This window comes from Galbitalea sp. SE-J8, from assembly GCF_030345695.1.
Taxonomy (GTDB): domain Bacteria; phylum Actinomycetota; class Actinomycetes; order Actinomycetales; family Microbacteriaceae; genus JAUASV01.
In genome coordinates, this window is sequence record NZ_JAUASV010000011.1 from 39,170 (window position 1) to 56,601 (window position 17,432).

At 71.5% G+C, this 17,432-nt stretch carries 18 protein-coding genes; 11 read left to right on the top strand and 7 right to left on the bottom strand.

Translation table 11 applies throughout. The annotated features are described in order from the left end of the window. The 9 genes from QT381_RS08885 to QT381_RS08925 all read left to right on the top strand — a co-directional run bounded on the left by QT381_RS08885 (window position 1) and on the right by QT381_RS08925 (window position 9,788). A complete protein-coding gene (locus QT381_RS08885; protein WP_289248550.1) occupies window positions 1-978 on the top strand; it encodes a COX15/CtaA family protein in 978 nt (325 codons plus the stop codon). A gap of 163 nt (window positions 979-1,141) precedes the next feature. Further along, window positions 1,142-2,560, top strand: coding sequence for a Fe-S cluster assembly protein SufB (sufB, locus tag QT381_RS08890; protein WP_289248551.1), 1,419 nt, complete (start codon window positions 1,142-1,144; stop codon window positions 2,558-2,560). Next, window positions 2,557-3,741: a Fe-S cluster assembly protein SufD gene (sufD, locus tag QT381_RS08895; RefSeq protein ID WP_289248552.1), complete on the top strand. Its 1,185-nt coding sequence runs from the start codon at window positions 2,557-2,559 to the stop codon at window positions 3,739-3,741. Before sufB ends, sufD begins: the two co-directional genes overlap by 4 nt. Beyond that, window positions 3,741-4,067 (top strand): non-heme iron oxygenase ferredoxin subunit, encoded by a 327-nt coding sequence (locus QT381_RS08900; RefSeq protein ID WP_289248553.1) that lies wholly within the window; start codon window positions 3,741-3,743, stop codon window positions 4,065-4,067. Before sufD ends, QT381_RS08900 begins: the two co-directional genes overlap by 1 nt. Window positions 4,068-4,097: 30 nt before the next feature. Next, window positions 4,098-4,868: a Fe-S cluster assembly ATPase SufC gene (sufC, locus tag QT381_RS08905; protein WP_289248554.1), complete on the top strand. Its 771-nt coding sequence runs from the start codon at window positions 4,098-4,100 to the stop codon at window positions 4,866-4,868. A gap of 5 nt (window positions 4,869-4,873) precedes the next feature. Continuing rightward, the gene (locus tag QT381_RS08910) at window positions 4,874-5,203 is read left to right on the top strand and encodes a metal-sulfur cluster assembly factor (RefSeq protein ID WP_289248555.1); all 330 of its coding nucleotides are present in this window, start codon (window positions 4,874-4,876) and stop codon (window positions 5,201-5,203) included. A 144-nt stretch (window positions 5,204-5,347) separates the two neighbouring features. After that, a complete protein-coding gene (locus QT381_RS08915) occupies window positions 5,348-7,033 on the top strand; it encodes a sensor histidine kinase (RefSeq protein WP_289248556.1) in 1,686 nt (561 codons plus the stop codon). Beyond that, a complete protein-coding gene (locus QT381_RS08920) occupies window positions 7,030-8,190 on the top strand; it encodes a GGDEF domain-containing protein (RefSeq protein WP_289248557.1) in 1,161 nt (386 codons plus the stop codon). The genes QT381_RS08915 and QT381_RS08920 overlap by 4 nt, the downstream gene beginning before the upstream one ends. A gap of 155 nt (window positions 8,191-8,345) precedes the next feature. After that, entirely contained in the window at window positions 8,346-9,788 is a 1,443-nt protein-coding gene (locus QT381_RS08925; RefSeq protein WP_289248558.1) for a glycosyltransferase family 2 protein, read from the top strand. 30 nt (window positions 9,789-9,818) lie between these two features. On the opposite strand, the gene QT381_RS08930 is transcribed toward QT381_RS08925, so the two are convergent. The 3 genes from QT381_RS08930 to QT381_RS08940 are packed head-to-tail and all read right to left on the bottom strand — an operon-like array spanning window position 9,819 to window position 12,600. Then, window positions 9,819-10,883, bottom strand: a complete 1,065-nt coding sequence (locus QT381_RS08930; RefSeq protein ID WP_289248559.1) for a response regulator transcription factor — start codon at window positions 10,881-10,883, stop codon at window positions 9,819-9,821. A 48-nt stretch (window positions 10,884-10,931) separates the two neighbouring features. Next, complete coding sequence (locus QT381_RS08935) at window positions 10,932-11,906, bottom strand: glycoside hydrolase family 6 protein (protein ID WP_289248560.1); 975 nt, start codon at window positions 11,904-11,906, stop codon at window positions 10,932-10,934. A 52-nt stretch (window positions 11,907-11,958) separates the two neighbouring features. Continuing rightward, on the bottom strand, window positions 11,959-12,600 hold the full coding sequence (locus QT381_RS08940) for a biotin transporter BioY (RefSeq protein ID WP_289248561.1): 642 nt from the start codon (window positions 12,598-12,600) through the stop codon (window positions 11,959-11,961). Window positions 12,601-12,726: 126 nt separating this feature from the next. Between QT381_RS08940 and QT381_RS08945 the strand changes: the two genes are divergently transcribed. Further along, window positions 12,727-14,325, top strand: a complete 1,599-nt coding sequence (locus tag QT381_RS08945; RefSeq protein WP_289248563.1) for an ABC-F family ATP-binding cassette domain-containing protein — start codon at window positions 12,727-12,729, stop codon at window positions 14,323-14,325. An 87-nt stretch (window positions 14,326-14,412) separates the two neighbouring features. On the opposite strand, the gene QT381_RS08950 is transcribed toward QT381_RS08945, so the two are convergent. From QT381_RS08950 to QT381_RS08960, 3 genes are read right to left on the bottom strand one after another with little or no spacing between them, the layout of a single operon-like run. Beyond that, the gene (locus tag QT381_RS08950; protein WP_502877487.1) at window positions 14,413-15,282 is read right to left on the bottom strand and encodes an SURF1 family cytochrome oxidase biogenesis protein; all 870 of its coding nucleotides are present in this window, start codon (window positions 15,280-15,282) and stop codon (window positions 14,413-14,415) included. Further along, window positions 15,279-15,506, bottom strand: a complete 228-nt coding sequence (locus QT381_RS08955) for a hypothetical protein (RefSeq protein ID WP_289248564.1) — start codon at window positions 15,504-15,506, stop codon at window positions 15,279-15,281. The genes QT381_RS08950 and QT381_RS08955 overlap by 4 nt, the downstream gene beginning before the upstream one ends. Further along, on the bottom strand, window positions 15,506-15,847 hold the full coding sequence (locus QT381_RS08960; RefSeq protein WP_289248565.1) for a DUF3099 domain-containing protein: 342 nt from the start codon (window positions 15,845-15,847) through the stop codon (window positions 15,506-15,508). The genes QT381_RS08955 and QT381_RS08960 overlap by 1 nt, the downstream gene beginning before the upstream one ends. Before the next feature lie 100 nt (window positions 15,848-15,947). Here QT381_RS08960 and fabG point away from each other — a divergent pair, with 100 nt between their 5' ends. Continuing rightward, window positions 15,948-16,658: a 3-oxoacyl-ACP reductase FabG gene (gene fabG, locus QT381_RS08965; RefSeq protein ID WP_289248566.1), complete on the top strand. Its 711-nt coding sequence runs from the start codon at window positions 15,948-15,950 to the stop codon at window positions 16,656-16,658. An 88-nt stretch (window positions 16,659-16,746) separates the two neighbouring features. Here fabG and serB read toward each other — a convergent pair whose 3' ends face one another. Further along, window positions 16,747-17,412, bottom strand: coding sequence for a phosphoserine phosphatase SerB (gene serB / locus QT381_RS08970; protein ID WP_289248567.1), 666 nt, complete (start codon window positions 17,410-17,412; stop codon window positions 16,747-16,749). Between the last annotated feature and the right edge of the window lie 20 nt (window positions 17,413-17,432).

The window sequence follows — 17,432 nt, forward strand, 5'->3', positions numbered from 1 at the left end:
ATGCCGACCCCTCTCGGCTGGGCCGCGGCGCGCTGGTCCCTCGGGCCGCGCGCGCTGCGCTGGGCGTCGACCGCGGCGCTGCTGGTGAGCGTCCTCATCGTGTTCACGGGCGGCGTCGTGCGGGTCACCGGCTCGGGCCTCGGCTGTCCGACCTGGCCGACGTGCAACGGCACCGACGTCATCGTGCCCGTGCCCGACAACCTGCACCTCGTCATCGAGCAGAGCAACCGGATGCTCACCGGCCTCGTCATCGTCGTGGTCGCCTGGGTCATCGTCGCGGCGCGGCTGCAGCGCCCGCGCGACCGCCGGCTGACCCGGCTGGCCTGGAGCCAGTTCTGGCTCGTCGTGGCGAACGCCGTCGTCGGCGGGTTCAGCGTGCTCGCGGGTCTCAACCCGTGGGTCGTCGCGGCGCACTTCATCATGGCGATCGGCCTGCTCACGACGACGACGCTCACCTGGCACCGCGTGCACGAGCGCCCGATCCAGCGGGCGGATGCGGACCTCGGCCCCGTCGGGAGCGCCGGCGCGTGGGCGCTCGTCGCCCTCACGCTCGTGCTCGTCGTCGTCGGCACGCTCGTGTCCGGCTCCGGACCGCACTCGGGCGACTCCTCGGACGTGCCGCGGATGGGCTTCGTCTGGGAGCGGGTGACCTGGGTGCACGGCGTGCTCGGCACCCTCACCCTCGTCGCCGGCGTCGGGCTCGCGGTCGGCATCGGTGACTCGGCGCGCGCGCGCCGGGTGCGCATCCGTCTCGTCGCGTTCGCGGTCGTCGTCGCGCTGCAGGGTGCGATCGGGGTCGTGCAGGCGCTCACCGGCCTGCCCGAGTGGCTCGTCTCGCTGCACCTGCTCGGCGCGGCGCTCGTCTGGGTGGGCGCGCTGCGCGTGCTGCTCGACGCACGACCGGCGCTGTTCGCCGGCTCGGCACCCGCCGATGCGCGGGGCACGCCCTCCCCGGAGAACGCGGGCGCCGCCCTGTAGCATGGCAGGGTTCAGGAGCGTCGCCGTCCTGCTCCGCCGCGGCCTGACCCGGGGCGAGCGGGCCCGCGATCCTGATGAGGCGCACGTCGCTCACGACGGCGCGTCACAGTAGGCAACAGCCGACACGGGAATGACATCCCGCTTCGGCAGGAAGCAGGTATCGATGTCCGACGTGCTCATCGACCGCCCCGAGCTCAACTCGCTCGGACAGTACGAGTTCGGCTGGTCCGACTCGGATGTCGCGGGAGCGTCCGCCAAGCGCGGCCTCTCGCAGGAGGTCGTCACCGACATCTCGAATCTCAAGAGCGAACCCGCATGGATGCTCAAGAACCGGCTCAAGGGGCTCGCGCTGTTCGAACGCAAGCCGATGCCCACGTGGGGCGCCGACCTCTCGGGCATCGACTTCGAGAACATCAAGTACTTCGTGCGCTCCACGGAGAAGCAGGCGCAGTCGTGGGAGGACCTCCCCGAGGACATCCGCAACACGTACGAGAAGCTCGGCATCCCGGAGGCGGAGCGCTCGCGCCTCGTCGCCGGCGTCGCCGCGCAGTACGAGTCGGAGGTGGTCTACCACCAGATCCAGGAGGACCTGGAGAAGCAGGGTGTCATCTTCATGGACACCGACACGGCGCTCCGGGAGCACCCGGAGTTCTTCGAGGAGTACTTCGGCACCGTGATCCCGGCGGGCGACAACAAGTTCGCGGCGCTCAACACGGCGGTGTGGTCGGGCGGCTCGTTCGTCTACGTGCCGAAGGGCGTGCACGTCGAGATCCCGCTGCAGGCCTACTTCCGCATCAACACGGAGAACATGGGCCAGTTCGAGCGCACGCTCATCATCGCCGACGAGGACTCGTACGTGCACTACATCGAGGGCTGCACGGCGCCGATCTACCAGAGCGACTCGCTGCACTCGGCCGTCGTCGAGATCATCGTGAAGAAGAACGCCCGCGTGCGCTACACGACGATCCAGAACTGGTCGACGAACGTCTACAACCTCGTCACGAAGCGCGCCATCGCCCACGAGGGCGCGACCATGGAGTGGATCGACGGCAACATCGGCTCGAAGGTGACGATGAAGTACCCGTCGATCTTCCTCGTCGGTGAGCACGCCAAGGGCGAGACGCTCTCGGTCGCGTTCGCCGGCCCCGGCCAGCACCAGGACGCCGGCGCGAAGATGATCCACATGGCGCCGCACACGACGTCGTCGATCGTCTCCAAGTCGATCGCCCGGGGCGGCGGCCGCGCGGGCTACCGCGGCGAGGTCCGCGTCGACGCGGGCGCGCACCACGCCGCCAACACGGTGCGCTGCGACGCGCTGCTCGTCGACACGATCTCGCGCTCGGACACCTACCCGGCCATCGACATCCGTCAGGACGACGTGCAGCTCGGGCACGAGGCGACCGTGTCGCGCGTGAGCGAGGAGCAGCTGTTCTACCTGCAGTCCCGCGGCCTGCCCGAGGACGAGGCGATGGCGATGATCGTGCGCGGCTTCATCGAGCCGATCGCGCGCGAGCTGCCCATGGAGTACGCCCTCGAGCTCAACAAGCTCATCGAGATGAGCATGGAGGGCAGCGTCGGATGAGCATCGCCACCACCGACCAGCAGCACGGGGCGAAGGCGCACAGCGACGGCGGATGGGACGCACCGGGCTTCGTGCCCGTGCAGTCGCGCGCCGAGCGCTTCGCGTCGAACGAGCCGGCCGCGTACCCGGATGTCACCGGTCGCGAGATCGAGTGGAAGTACACGCCCGTCGACGTGGTGCGCCCGCTCATCGACGGCGAGCTCGACGGCAGCCCGTACGCCTACCTCGCGAACGAGGCCGACGGTGTCGCGCTCGACTGGATCGACCGCGACGACGAGCGCATCGGAGTCGCGGGCGCGGCCGAGGAGAAGGCCTCGGCCAACGCGTGGGCGAGCTTCGAGCGGGCGCTGAGCATCACGGTGTCGGGCGAGCAGAGCGCGCCGGTCACGGTGACGCGCACCGGCCTCGGCGACGCCGCCCGCGCGGGGCACACCGTCATCCGCGCGCTCCCGAACGCCTCGGGGCTCGTGGTGCTGCAGAACGGCGGGGCCGCGACGCTGAGCGAGAACGTCGAGATCGTCGTCGAGGAGGGCGCGAGGCTGACCGTCGTCTCCGTGCAGGAGTGGGACGACGACGCCGTGCACCTCGCGAGCCACTTCGCGGTCGTCGGCAAGGACGCGTTCCTCAAGCACATCGTCGTCTCGCTCGGCGGCCGCGTCGTGCGGGTGAACCCGTCGACGCGGCTCGCGGGCGAGGGCAGCGACACCGAGTCGTACGGGCTCTACTACGCCGACGCGCACCAGCACCTCGAGCAGCGCGTGTACGTGCACCACGAGGGCGCCAACACCCGCGGCCGCGTCACCTACAAGGGCGCGCTGCAGGGCGAGGGCGCGCACACGGTGTGGGTCGGCGACGTGCTCATCGGGACGGATGCGGCCGGCACCGACAGCTACGAGCAGAACCGCAACCTCGTGCTCACCGAGGGCACGCGCGCCGACAGCGTGCCGAACCTCGAGATCGAGACGGGCGACATCCTGGGCGCGGGCCACGCGAGCGCGACCGGTCGTTTCGACGACGAGCAGCTGTTCTACCTGCAGGCGCGCGGCATCAGCGAGGAGGAGGCGCGACGACTCGTCGTCGTCGGCTTCCTCGCCGAGATCGTGCAGCGCATCGGCGATCCCGCCCTCGAGGAGCGCCTGCACGCCGCCGTGGAGCGCGAGCTCGCGCGCGGGGCGGCCTGATGGCGGCGTCACGCGTGTGCGCGGTCGCGGAGCTGGAGACGGATGCCGCCAAGCGCGTCGTCGTCGACGGCATCCCGATCGCTCTCGTGCTCGACAGCGCGGGCACCGTGCACGCGATCGGCGACACCTGCACGCACGGCGACATCTCGCTGTCCGAGGGCTTCGTCGAGGGCAACACGCTCGAGTGCTGGGCGCACGGCTCCCAGTTCGAGCTCACCACCGGCAAGCCCCTCACCCTCCCGGCCTACGAGCCGGTCCCCGTCTTCGCCGTCTCGATCCTCGACGGCGACATCTTCATCGATCCCGGCGAGCGAATCGCCGTCTGAGACCGACACCGACCATGAAAGAGCCAACCAATGTCCACGCTTGAGATCCACGACCTCCAGGTGAGCGTCGAGACCGACCAGGGCACGAAGCACATCCTGAAGGGTGTCGACCTCACCATCAACGAGGGCGAGACGCACGCCATCATGGGCCCGAACGGCTCCGGCAAGTCGACGCTCGCATACACGATCGCCGGTCACCCGAAGTACCACGTCGAGGGCGGCAGCGTGAAGCTCGACGGCGTCGAGCTGCTCGACCTGAGCCCCGACGAGCGCGCCCGCGCCGGCATGTTCCTCGCGATGCAGTACCCGGTCGAGATCCCGGGCGTCACCGTGTCGAACTTCCTGCGCACCGCGAAGACCGCGATCGCCGGCGAGGCCCCGGCGCTGCGCCCCTGGATCAAGGAGGTGCGCGAGTCCATGACGGCCCTGCGCATGGACTCCGCGTTCGCCGAGCGCAACGTCAACGAGGGCTTCTCGGGCGGCGAGAAGAAGCGCCACGAGATCCTGCAGCTCGAGCTGCTGAAGCCGAAGTTCGCCGTGCTCGACGAGACCGACTCCGGCCTCGACGTCGACGCGCTCAAGATCGTCTCCGAGGGCGTCAACCGCGCGAAGGACCGCACCGGCATGGGCGTGCTGCTCATCACGCACTACACGCGCATCCTGCGCTACATCAAGCCGGACTTCGTGCACGTCTTCGTCGCGGGCCGCGTCGCCGAGGAGGGCGGGCCCGAGCTCGCCGACCGCCTCGAGGAGGAGGGCTACGACCGCTATGTCGCCGCGGCGGATGCCGGCGTAGCCTGACGGTCATGGTCTCCGCACTCGCTCCGGCGCTCTTCGACGAGGTCGAGGAGGCGCTCAAGGACGTCGTCGACCCCGAGCTCGGTGTCAACGTCGTCGACCTCGGACTCATCTACGACCTCACCTGGGACGACGAGAACGACGCGCTCATCATCTCCATGACGCTCACGAGCGCGGGCTGCCCGCTCACGGACGTCATCGAGGAGCAGACCGCGCAGGCGCTCGACGGCACGGTCGAGGCGTTCCGCATCAACTGGGTGTGGATGCCGCCGTGGGGCCCGGAGCGGATCACGGACGACGGGCGCGACATGATGCGCGCGCTCGGATTCCAGATGTGAGGACGAAGTCCTCGCACCGGGCGCCGGAGGCGCTCGGCCGAGCGCGCCGGCGGCAGCCGGCTCGGATTCCAGATGTGAGGACGACGTCCTCGGCCCCTCCACAGTCCGCCCCTGCCGGGTGAGCCGACCGCGTACGCTCGCAGCATGAGCGAGCACGGGGCGCCGCCCTCGCGGCGCACGGAGCGCATAGCGCGCTCGATCGTTCAGAGCCAGCTCCTCACGGGCCTCGCGGTGCTGCTCGTGGTCTGGATCGTCGCGATCGTCCGGCCCGCCACGCTCGCGGAACCGCTCATGTTCGGCGGCGTGATCGCGATGTTCGTGATCTCCGGGGTCACCCTCGCGGTGCCGTGGACCGAGAAGACGCGGCGATGGTCGCTCCTGCTGCCGTTCCTCGACATCGTCGCGATCGCCGCGGTCCGCGCGGGGGAGCCCCTGATCGGCGCCGGCCTGCTGCTCGTGCTGCCCATCCTGTGGATCGCGCGCTCGTACCGTGCCGTGGCGAGCGTCGGAGCCGTCACGCTCGCGACCGCGCTGCTGTGGGCGAGCCGGCTCACGACGGGGGCGCCGTTCTCGATGGGCGACCTCGCGAGTCTCGCCCTGCTGCCGCTCACGCTCGCGTTCATCGCGGCGACCGCCCGCCTCGGCGGGGCGCGCACGACCTCGCAGCGCACCCTCCTGCGCGAGCAGGCGCGCCTCATCGAGGAGGCGCTCGACCGGGCGCGTGCGCAGGAGCGACTGCTCGACGAGGTGCTCAACGCCGTGAGCTTCGGCGTCGTCGCCTACGACCGGGACGGCCGGGTGATCCTGATGAACGAGGCGTACCGTCGTTCGCTCACCCGCTTCGGCGAGCCGCGCTCGGCCGTCGTGCACCCGGTGATCTACCAGGCGGACCGCGCGACCGCCTACCCCGCGGAGAGCAGGCCGTTCGGCCGAGCCGTCCGGGGCGAGTCGTTCTCCGGGATCACCTACTGGGTCGGGGAGCCCGGCGCGCGGCAGGCGGCGTACTCGGCGACCGCCCGCGCCCTGCGCACCCCGGCCGGCGAGCCCGACGGCGGCGTGCTCGTGCTCCGCGACGTGACCGCGGAGCTCGACGCCATCCGGGCGCGCGACTCGCTCATCGGCTCGGTGTCCCACGAGCTGCGCACGCCGATCACGTCGATCCTCGGCTATCTGGAGCTCGCCGTCGACGCGCCCGGGCTCGCGGACGAGACGCGGCGCATGATCGGCATCGCCCAGCGCAACGCCGAGCGGCTGCTCGCGCTCGTCACCGACCTGCTGCTCGCCGCGAGCGACGCCGACCAGACCCTCACCGTCGACGTCGAGCCCACCGACCTCGCCGAGCTCGTCGAGCAGGCGGTCGAGGGGCAGCGGTTCGCCGCCGACGAGCGCCGCATCACGATCGAGACGGACCTGGTCCCGCACGCGCTCGCGATGGTCGACGCACTGCGCATCCGGCAGGTCGTCGACAACCTGCTGAGCAACGCCGTGAAGTACAACCGGCAGGGCGGCCAGATCGACGTGCGCCTGATCGACGACGGCGACGCCGGCATCCGTCTCGCGGTCGCGGACACCGGCGACGGCATCGCCGAGGCCGACCTCGCCCAGCTGTTCGACCGGTTCTTCCGCACGGAGACCGCGCGCCGCTCCGGGGCCGTCGGCTCGGGGCTCGGTCTCGCCATCGCCCGCGACATCGTGCGCCAGCACGGCGGCGATCTCACCGTCGCGAGCGCGCTCGGCATGGGCACCGTGTTCACCCTCGTGCTGCCGCGCAGCGCCGCCCTCGCCGACCCGCACGTCGTCGGCGACCAGCCGATCCGGGAGCCATCATGACCCTCGACACCCTCACGATCCTCGTGACATCCGGCGCGGTGGTCGCCATCTCGGGCATCAGCTTCATCGTCACGACCGTGCTCAGCCGCAGCGACCGGTACAGCCGGCTGTGGAGCCTCGGCTTCGTCGCGGGCATCCTCGAGACGGTCAGCTACCTGGTCTGGGCCGCCGTGCCCGGCGCGTGGTGGGCGGCCGCGATCGGCAACGGTGCACTCGTGCTCGCCCTCGCGTTCCTGTGGAACGGATGCCGCGTCTTCAACGCCCGTCGGCGCGCGTACACCTGGCTCTCGCTCGTGAGCGGGCTCGTTGTCGTCGTCGCCTCGCTCGCACCGGGACCGGACGGCGGGCCGTGGGCCGGTGCCCCGGTGCTGTTCGTGGGCACGGCGCTCTACGCGGGACTCGCCGCCGGCGAGACGCTGCGCGACGCGCTCGCGCGCAGCGTCACCGGCCGGGTGCTCACGCTCGTGTTCGCGATCGTCGCTTTCTACTACGCCGTGCGCGTCGTCGTGCTCCTCGCGGCAGGCGAGCGCAGCGCGCTGTTCCTGGAGGGCTTCGGCACCGTGACGACGACGTTCATCGCGATCGTGCTCGTCATCGTCGCTGCGATCTGCATGTCGGTGCTGCAGCCGCAGCGCGCCCTCACCCCGCACGGACACGCCGCCCAACCCGGCGTGCTGAGCATCACGGGGGTCGTGGACGCCGACCAGTTCGACGATCTCGCTCGCGACTGGCTCGTGCGCGCCCGGCGCGAGCGGGAGACGCTCGTGCTGCTCGACGTCGAGGTCGACAACCTCACGACCATCAACGCGGCGTTCGGACGCGAGGTCGGCGACGACGCCATCCGTCTCGTCGGCCGCGTCGCGGCCGAGCACGCGCCGTCCGCGGCCCTCGTCGGCTATCTCGGCTACGCGCGCTTCCTCGTGCTCACGACGCCCCCGCCGTTCGGCTCCGCGACGGACGTCGCCGCCGCGCTGCAGACCGCGCTCGTGCTCGCCCCCGTCGACCCGCAGCAGGGCGTGCGAGCGATCGCCTCCTTCGGCGTCGCGAACACGGATGCCGCCGGGTTCGACCTCGACGGTCTCGTCGCGGCGGCCCACGACGCCGTGCGATCGAGCGCGGAGCCGGGCCACATCGCCGAGGCGGCCGAGGCGGAGTGATCCTGCGCTCATCCTGAGGTGATCTTGAGCCGAAACTGGCGAATCACGGGCCCCGATCCTGCGTCCCATACCCGAGGATGGATTCATCACGCGGAACGGCCGACGCACCGGCCCGCCGCCGATGTCGAGTGAGACGGGACGGGGAGAACCAGACGATGGCACCGACGGACAGCGACCTCTACGGGTTCGACCGGCTGAGCAGCCGCGAGGACCCGTTCGAGACGAGCTTCATGGACGAGGTCGACTCGATGGAGGCCGACCGGGCGACCATCGGCTGCATCATCCCGTGCTACAACGAGGCCGAGACCATCGCGGACGTGCTCGAGGCGCTGCTCGCCCAGACCCGGCTGCCCGACATCATCCACGTCATCGTGAACAACACCACGGATGACACGGTCGCGATCGCGAGCGAGTTCGCCGGCCCGCACATGCGCAGCATCAAGGGCGTGGAGCAGTTCACCGAGGTCTACGTGCACGACATCGGCAAGAACAAGGACAAGAAGGTCGGCGCGCTCAACTACGGCTACACCCTCGTCGAGGGCTGCGACTACCTGCTCGGCGTCGACGGCGACACCGTGGCCGACCCGCGCGCCGTCGAGTTCCTCGAGCAGGAGATCGTCTCCGACACCCGCATCGGCGGCATCTCGGCGATCTTCTCGATCGACGAGCGGCCGTACAAGGGCCTGGCCGCGTTCCTGATCACCGGCCAGCGCGCCCAGTTCGCGGCGTTCAACATGCAGAACATGCTGCGCGGCCGCAACATGGCCGTGCTCGGCGGTCAGTTCTCGATCTTCGCCACGAAGGCGCTGCGCCGCGCGATGGAGGACAACAACCAGTCCACGCCCTGGGTCAACGACTCCGAGGTCGAGGACTCGCTGCTCTCGCTGCAGATCAAGAGCGCCGGCTACCTCACCAAGATCAGTGCGCAGGCGCGCGCCGACGTGGGCGGCATGGACACCATCCGCGGACTGCACGGTCAGCAGGTGAAGTGGAACTACGGCGCCATCGACCTGCTCTGGCCGGGCCAGCGCGGCGACACGAAGGGGCAGCCGTTCCACCCGAACCTGCGCATGCGCTGGCTGGAGAACTTCTCGATGCTCATGAACGCCGTCACGCGACTGCTGTTCATCACGCTGCTCGCCGCCTCGCTGTCGTTCGGCGCCTACGTCTTCTACTGGTACTGGATCCTGCCGACGTTCTTCGCGATCGCGCTCAACCTCAAGACGGCGATGTCGATGAAGAACCGGAGCTCGCGCGACGTGCTGTTCGCCCTGCTCTACGTGCCGGCCGAGCTGTACATGTGGGTCCGTCTCGGTCACTTCTTCAGCGCCTGGACCAAGTTCTTCAGCCGCCAGCGCGTCGACAACTGGGCCGCGCAGGCGAAGGCGGAGCGCGGCGCGGGCAACAGCCACCTCGTGCCGTTCATCGTGCTCGTGCTCGTCGTCATCGCGCTCATGTTCGGCTGGTTCCAGTTGAGCGTCGACTGGAAGTCGTACATCCTCGCGGTGGTCTGGCCGATCCTCGGCGTCATCACCGGCGTGCAGACCGTCGGCATGGTGCTCAAGCTGTTCCGGCGCTACCGCGGCTACAAGGTCTGAGCGGCGCCGCACGCGCTCACGCGGGCCGGCTCACTCCTCGGGCGCGGTGAGCCGGTAGCCGACGCCGCGGACCGTCTCGATCCAGCGCGGGCTGCCGATGTTGTCGCCGAGCTTCTTGCGCAGGTTGCCCATGTGCACCTCGATGGCGCGCTTGTCGGCCTCGCTGATGAAGTGGCTCGTGACGTAGCTCTCGCCGCGCAGCAGCAGCACGAGGTCCGCCTTCGTGCGCACGCGGCGGCCCGACTCGAGCAGCGCGGCGAGCAGGTCGAACTCGCTGCGCGTGAGGTCGATCTCGGTCGTGCCCTGCTGCACGACCCGGGTCTCCATGTTGAGCCAGAGCCCGTTGTGCTCGAGCCAGCCGTTGCCCGTGTGCGGCAGGCTCGCTGCGGCCGTGCGCGCGCCGGCCGGCGGTGCGCCGTACGGCTCCTGCGCGGCCGGTGCCGGGGGAGCGGCGTACGGCTGCGGCGGATACGCGGGCCCCGCGGGCTGCTGCGGCGCGCCCGTCTGCGGATACGCGGGCTGCTGCGGCGGGGCGGGCGCCGGGTAGGGCTGCTGGGGCTGCGCGTACGGCGGGCCCGACGGCGCCGGATAGCCCGGCGGCGTCGGCTGCACCGGGTAGCCGACGGGCGCCGGGGCGGCGTACGGGTCGACGGGCTGTCCGTATCCGGGGGCGGCGGGCGCCGCGGTCGCCGGGCCCGGGTACTCCTCGATCGGCACGCGCGGCCGACGCAGCATGGCCTCGATGCGCGCCCGGAGCTCGCGCGGCCGGAACGGCTTGTTGACGTAGTCGTCGGCGCCCGCCTCGAGCCCCTGCAGGGTGTCGATCTCCTCGTTGAGCGCGGTGAGCATGACGATGTACGTCGGGCTGAACGCGCGGATGCGGCGCGCGACCTCGAAACCGTCCATCCCGGGCATGTTGACGTCGAGGGTCGTCACCACGGGGTCGTTCGCGCGCACGGCCTCGACGCCGTCGCTGCCGTTCGCGGTCGCCACGACGCGGAAGCCCGCCTGGGAGAGCACGGTCTCGAGCAGGTGGCGGATGTCATCGTCGTCTTCGATGACGACGGCGACCCGCATGTCGGCACTCGTGCTCATGTGCTCGATCGTAGCAACGGCGCTCTGCGCGACCGCGGCGGCGCGGCGTCAGCCCGCGGCGAGTTCGCGCGCCATCTCGGGCCACCACTGGCCGGCGGCCGGTCCGCCGTTGCACGTGCCGTCGCTCTCGCCCGGGTTCTTGATCCAGAGGTCGGCATCGTGGCCGCCGCTCCCGTCCGCGGCGCCCGGCGCGGCGCCGAGCGCGCGCCCGGGCGGGTTGCACCAGTCGCCCGTGCTGCCGTTGCCGTTGCGGCCGGTGTCGATCACGAAGTGGGAGCCCCCGACGATCGACGCGACCCGCTCGTCGTAGGCGAGCTCGTCATCCGTGCTGTTGTAGTTCGCCACGTTGCTCGCGAAGCCCCGCACGCGCCGCACGCCCGCGCGCTCCAGGAGCGCAGCCTGGTCGTCCGCACTCAGCCAGCTCGAGTGGCCGCCGTCGAGGTAGATCGTGGTGTCCCGCGCCGACAGGACGTCGATCGCGCCGGAGATCTGACGCACGCGCTCGTCCGTCGCGCCGCACGCCGGGGCCGAGGCCAGCGAGTCCGGCTCCAGGATGATGACCGCGGGATAGCCGGCGACGCCGTCCGCGATGCGGTCGAGCCAGAGCGGGTAGTCCGCGTCGGTCAGGCCGCCCGCGGAGAAGCCGCCGCCCGCCGAGCCGCAGTCGCGATCCGGGATGCCGTACACCACGAGCACGGGCAGCGCGCGGGCGTCATGGGCCGCGGTCACGAGCTCGTACACGAACTCCTGGACGTCGTCGAGGCCGTGCTGCTCGGGGGTGAGCCAGACCGCGGTCGGCGTCTGCGCGATCCGCTCGAACGCCGCCCGATCGCCGCCGGACGCCGTCGCGGCGGCCTTCGCCGCGGTCGAGTCGGGGTAGACGTAGAGGGCGCGCCCGGTGAACGGGTCGCCGATGCCGGGGGTCACGAGCACCGAGAACACGAACGCGACCACCGCGACGAACGCGAGACCGGCCGCGACCGAGATCGCGACGACGCTCCGTCGAGACAGCCTCCCGGCCACGTGCCCTCCCTCGTCGATCCGCTCCGTCCCCGTGTCGACCGGTTCGCGCAGGTCAGCTGTCGCGGCGCTCGGCCGCCGCGCGGTCCGCGCGACGCACCAGGCTCCAGGTGAGCGGCAGCAGGCCCGCCGCGACCACGGCCTTGAGCCCGTCGCCGAGCAGGAACGGGTACAGGCCGCCCGCGAGCGTGGCCTCGAGCGGATGCGGCAGCCCGAGACCGCTCAGCGCGACGAGGAGCCAGGGCAGTCCGACCGCGTAGATCACGACGGTGCCCGCGACGAAGGCGAGGAGCGTGCCGAGCGCGCGGTGATCCCACTCGCGCTGGGCGAGCCAGCCGACGAGCGCCGCCGCGAGCACGAAGCCGACGAGGTACCCGCCCGTCGGACCGGCGACGGCCGCGAGGCCCGTGAGGTGCGAGCCGTCGGCCTGCGGGGTGAACACGGGCAGTCCGACGAGGCCGAGCCCGAGGTAGAGCGCCATCGAGAGCGCGCCGCGGGCCGAGCCGAGCACCGTGCCGGCGAGCAGCACGGCGAACGTCTGCCCGGTGAGCGGCACGGGCCACATCGGCACGCTCACCTGGGCGGCGATCGCGGTGAGACCGGCGCCGGCCGCGACGAGCACCAGGTCGGTCGCGAGCGAGCGCGAGAAGATCCGGTCGGCGAGGGTCGGGCGGCCGATGGCGAGGCTCAGGGACACGTGCGCTCCAGGGAGGTCGGCGGCGAGGGGAGGTCGGCGGCGAGGGCAGGGGACTCCCGGTAGACTATCGGGGCTTCCCGCCGCTTCCGTGTTGTCGATACACGCCTGATTCATTGGACGTCCGCTGTGCTCGCCGTACACGCCCTCGAGATCCGCGTCGGGGCCCGGCTCCTCATGTCGGACGTCAGCTTCCAGGTCTCCCGGGGCGACAAGATCGGCCTCGTCGGCCGCAACGGCGCGGGCAAGACGACGCTCACCAAGACGCTCGCGGGGGAGACCCTGCCCACCGACGGGCGCATCGAGCGCACCGGCGAGATCGGCTACCTGCCGCAGGACCCGCGCTCCGGCGACCCGGAGATGCTCGCCCGCACGCGCATCCTCGACGCCCGCGGGCTCGGCACGCTCATGCTCTCGATGGAACGCGCGACCCTCGACATGGCGTCGACGGACGAGGCCGTGAGCGCGGCCGCCATGAAGCGCTACGGCAACCTCGAGGAGCGTTTCAGCGCCCTCGGCGGCTACGCGGCTGAGGCGGAGGCGGCGGTCATCGCGTCGAACCTGTCGCTGCCCGATCGCATCCTGGATCAGCCGCTCAAGACGCTCTCGGGTGGTCAGCGCCGCCGCATCGAGCTCGCGCGCATCCTGTTCTCGGACGCCGACACGATGATCCTCGACGAGCCGACGAACCACCTCGACGCCGACTCGATCGTCTGGCTGCGCGAGTTCCTCAAGCAGTACCAGGGCGGCGTCATCGTGATCAGCCACGACGTCGACCTCGTCGAGGAGGTCGTCAACAAGGTGTTCTACCTCGACGCGAACCGCCAGGTGCTCGACGTCTACAACATGGGCTGGAAGCACTACCTGCGGCAGCGCGAGGCGGATGAGGAGCGCCGCAAGAAGGAACGCGCGAACGTCGAGAAGAAGGCCTCCGTGCTGCAGCAGCAGGCCGCGCGGTTCGGGGCGAAGGCCACCAAGGCCGCCGCGGCGCACCAGATGGTCGCGCGCGCAGAGAAGATGCTCGCCGGGCTCGACGAGGTGCGCCAGGTCGACCGGGTCGCGAAGCTGCGCTTCCCCGAGCCGGTGGCGTGCGGGCGCACCCCGCTCATGGGCGAGAACCTCTCGAAGAGCTACGGGTCGCTCGAGATCTTCACGGCCGTCGACCTCGCGATCGACCGCGGCTCGAAGGTCGTCATCCTCGGCCTCAACGGCGCGGGCAAGACGACGCTGCTGCGCATCCTCGCGGGCGTGGACACGCCGGACACCGGCCGGCTCGAGCCCGGGCACGGCCTGCGCATCGGCTACTACGCCCAGGAGCACGAGCAGATCGACGTGAAGCGCACCGTGCTCGAGAACATGGTGTCCGCATCGCCGCAGCTCACCGAGACCGAGGCGCGCCGCGTGCTCGGCTCGTTCCTGTTCACGGGCGACGACGGCTACAAGCCCGCGGGCGTGCTCTCGGGCGGCGAGAAGACCCGCCTCGCCCTCGCGATGATCGTCGTCTCGGGCGCCAACGTGCTGCTGCTCGACGAGCCGACGAACAACCTCGACCCGGCGTCGCGGGCCGAGATCCTCGACGCGCTCGCGAACTACGCCGGCGCCGTCGTGCTCGTCTCGCACGACGAGGGCGCCGTCGAGGCGCTCAATCCGGAGCGCGTGCTCGTCATGCCCGAGGGCATCGAGGACCACTGGAACGCGAGCTACCTCGACCTCATCAGCGTGAGCTGACCCCCGCGCGTCTTCGTCGAACGACGCGCGGCGGGGTCGGCGCATCCGCGCGGCGGGGTCGGCGCGCCCGTGCGGCGCGCCCCGCCGTCAGCGGGCGTCGAGCAGCTCGTCCTCGATCTCCGCGTCCGAGCGATCGCGGCCGGTGCGCGGCGGGCGGCGGGGTCGGCGCGGTGCGGCGGGAGGGGCATCCGGATCGGCCGCGTCCGCCCGGCGGGCCCGGTACTCGGTGCGCAGCGCGTAGCCGAGGCCGAAGAACCCGAACAGCGCGAACACGATCCACTGGATCGCGTAGGACAGGTGCGGGCCCTCGTCGAGCGCGGGCTCGGGGGCCGGCAGCGGCCGGGTCGCGGGCGCCGGGTCCTCGGAGTCGAGCAGGCCGTACGCGCCGGTGTAGGTGTCCCGACCGAGCGCGGTCGCGATGTCGTCGAGCTCGATCGTCGGGATCTGCCCCGCGGGTGCCGTGCGACCGGCGAGCTCGGGCTCGCCCTGCTTGAGGCGCGCGACGACCGTGACCTCGCCGCCCGGGGGAGCGGGCACGGCATCCGGAGCGTCCTGCGCGTTGCCGGACGGCACCCAGCCGCGGTCGACGACGAACACGTCGCCGTCGTCGAGCCGCAGCGGCGTGAGCACCTCGAAGCCGGGCGAGCCGTTGTACGGCCGGTTGCGCACGAGCAGCTGCTCGTCGACGAGGTAGGTGCCGCGCAGCGACACCGGCGTCCACTTCACCCCCTCGCTCCAGGCGTCGAGCGCGGGCAGCACCGAGGCGATCGCGACGGGGTCGGCGTCGTAGTTCGCCTCGATGTGCTCCACCTCGATGCGCGCCTCGTCGTTGCGCGCGAACTGCCAGCGCGACAGCAGCGCGCACGCGATCGCGAACACGATCGCCATGGCCAGGTAGCCGAACCACCTCGGCTGCAGCGCGAATCCCCACAGCCGGGGCGCACGGATGCCGCTCACGGCACCCGCTCCACGGTCACGTCGAGCGGGGTCACGACCACGGGGAAGGCCCGGTTCGTGAGGTAGGCGTCGAACCAGTCGCGGTGCTCGTCGCACGCGAGCCAGACCTTGACCCGGTCGATGCCGTGGATGCGGGGGTTGCGCCAGTTGACCCGCCACGCCGGCTCGGCCGTGCAGCCGGCCCGCGAGCAGACGTCGCCGACCGCGTCGAGCTCGCCGAGCATCACGCGTCCCCGCCGGACGGCGGATCGACGACCGTGGGCCGCAGCACCGGCCGCTCGCGGTCGCCGTTCGGCTCGCGGAGCACGAGCGCCGCGTGCTCGGGCGACTCGACGTCCGCCCCGGCGCGCCGCGCTCCGTTGTTGGCGATCACGACGGCGATGTACGGCAGCACGATGGCCGCGATCACGACGACGACGAGCCACCAGTCGTGCACGAAGAACAGGAGGCCGAAGCACACCATCCGGATGCTCATCGCGATCGTGTAGCGCAGCATCCGTCGCCGGCGCTCGGCGTCGGGGGACTCCTCGATCGACGTGATCGACTGCACGCGTGCCCTGCTCATGCCCGCACGCTCATGCCCGTATCACTCCCCGTCCGCACCGCCGCAGCGGTGGCCGTCCGGTCTCCATGGTACGTCTCCGCGGCGTCGATAGGCTGGCCGGATGACCCAGCAGCGCACCGTCGTCGTCACCGGAGGCAACCGCGGAATCGGCCGCGCCATCGCGGAGGAGTTCGTGGCGCTCGGTCACCGCGTCGCGGTCACGGCACGCAGCGGCGGGGGCCCCGAGGGCACGCTCACGGTGCGCGCCGAGATGACGGATGCCGCGAGCATCGACGCCGCGTTCGCCGAGATCGAGGCCGCGCTCGGTCCCGTCGAGGTGGTCGTGGCGAACGCCGGCATCACGCGCGACACGCTGCTGCTGCGCATGTCGGAGGAGGACTTCACCGACGTCGTCGACACGAACCTCGGCGGCGCGTTCCGCGTCGTGAAGCGCGCCTCGAAGGGCATGCTGAAGGCCCGGTTCGGCCGCGTCGTGCTCATCTCGAGCGTCGTGGGCCTGTACGGCAGCGCCGGCCAGATCAACTACTCGGCCTCGAAGTCCGCGCTCGTCGGCTTCGCCCGCTCGCTCACCCGCGAGCTCGGCGCGCGGGGCATCACGGCGAACGTCGTCGCCCCGGGCTTCATCGAGACCGACATGACCGCGGCGCTGCCGGAGGAGCAGCAGGCCGAGTACAAGCGGGCGATCCCCGCGGCGCGCTACGGCTCGGCGGCCGAGGTCGCGAAGGCCGTGACCTGGCTCGCGAGCGACGATGCCGCCTACATCTCGGGCGCGGTCATCCCGGTCGACGGCGGCCTCGGCATGGGCCACTGATCCGCCGCACCTCCCCGCCCTTCCCCGTGTGAGGACGTTTTGCGCGCGTGAGGACGGCCCGGGCCGTCCTCACGCGCGCAAAACGTCCTCACACGGGAAAGGAGGAGGGGAGGGCGGGGCGGCCGAGGCCGAGCAGCGGCAGCACGAGCGAGAGGTCGCGCTCGTCGAGCAGCACGTCGGCCCGCTGCCGCACGGGCGCCTTCGCGTCGAACCCGACCGACAGACCGGCCTCCGCCATCATGACGAGGTCGTTGGCGCCGTCGCCGATCGCGATCGTGCCGAGCGACGGGATGCCGGCGTCCGCGGCCCAGGCGCGGAGCGCATCCGCCTTCGCCTTCGCGTCCACGATCGGCCCGTCCACGCGTCCGGTGAGGCGGCCGTCGGCCACCTCGAGCCGGTTCGCCCGCCAGGCGTCGAGGCCGAGGCGCTCGGCGAGCGGGTCGAGGATCTCGTGGAAGCCGCCCGAGACGACGGCGACGCGACCGCCCGCGGCATGCACGCCGGCGACGAGCTCCGGGACGCCGCGGGTCACCGTGACGCGCTCGCGCACGTCCGCGAGCACCGCGGCGTCGAGGCCCGCGAGCGTCGCGACCCGCTCGCGCAGGCTCGCCGCGAAGTCGAGCTCCCCGTTCATGGCGCGCGCCGTGACCGCCGCGACCTCCTCGCGCGTGCCGGCGGCATCCGCGATGAGCTCGATCACCTCGTTCTCGATGAGCGTCGAGTCGACGTCGAGGACTACGAGGAATGCGGGCATGGGCGGGCGGGGCCTTCCTC

What these genes read in the sequence shown, in the direction of transcription:
- QT381_RS08885 (WP_289248550.1), top strand. Translation starts at nt 1, where the DNA reads ATGCCGACCCCTCTCGGCTGGGCCGCGGCGCGCTGGTCCCTCGGGCCG.
- sufB (WP_289248551.1), top strand. Translation starts at nt 1,142, where the DNA reads ATGTCCGACGTGCTCATCGACCGCCCCGAGCTCAACTCGCTCGGACAG.
- sufD (WP_289248552.1), top strand. Translation starts at nt 2,557, where the DNA reads ATGAGCATCGCCACCACCGACCAGCAGCACGGGGCGAAGGCGCACAGC.
- QT381_RS08900 (WP_289248553.1), top strand. Translation starts at nt 3,741, where the DNA reads ATGGCGGCGTCACGCGTGTGCGCGGTCGCGGAGCTGGAGACGGATGCC.
- sufC (WP_289248554.1), top strand. Translation starts at nt 4,098, where the DNA reads ATGTCCACGCTTGAGATCCACGACCTCCAGGTGAGCGTCGAGACCGAC.
- QT381_RS08910 (WP_289248555.1), top strand. Translation starts at nt 4,874, where the DNA reads ATGGTCTCCGCACTCGCTCCGGCGCTCTTCGACGAGGTCGAGGAGGCG.
- QT381_RS08915 (WP_289248556.1), top strand. Translation starts at nt 5,348, where the DNA reads ATGAGCGAGCACGGGGCGCCGCCCTCGCGGCGCACGGAGCGCATAGCG.
- QT381_RS08920 (WP_289248557.1), top strand. Translation starts at nt 7,030, where the DNA reads ATGACCCTCGACACCCTCACGATCCTCGTGACATCCGGCGCGGTGGTC.
- QT381_RS08925 (WP_289248558.1), top strand. Translation starts at nt 8,346, where the DNA reads ATGGCACCGACGGACAGCGACCTCTACGGGTTCGACCGGCTGAGCAGC.
- QT381_RS08930 (WP_289248559.1), bottom strand. Translation starts at nt 10,883, where the DNA reads ATGAGCACGAGTGCCGACATGCGGGTCGCCGTCGTCATCGAAGACGAC.
- QT381_RS08955 (WP_289248564.1), bottom strand. Translation starts at nt 15,506, where the DNA reads ATGCTCGGCGAGCTCGACGCGGTCGGCGACGTCTGCTCGCGGGCCGGC.
- QT381_RS08960 (WP_289248565.1), bottom strand. Translation starts at nt 15,847, where the DNA reads ATGAGCAGGGCACGCGTGCAGTCGATCACGTCGATCGAGGAGTCCCCC.
- fabG (WP_289248566.1), top strand. Translation starts at nt 15,948, where the DNA reads ATGACCCAGCAGCGCACCGTCGTCGTCACCGGAGGCAACCGCGGAATC.
- serB (WP_289248567.1), bottom strand. Translation starts at nt 17,412, where the DNA reads ATGCCCGCATTCCTCGTAGTCCTCGACGTCGACTCGACGCTCATCGAG.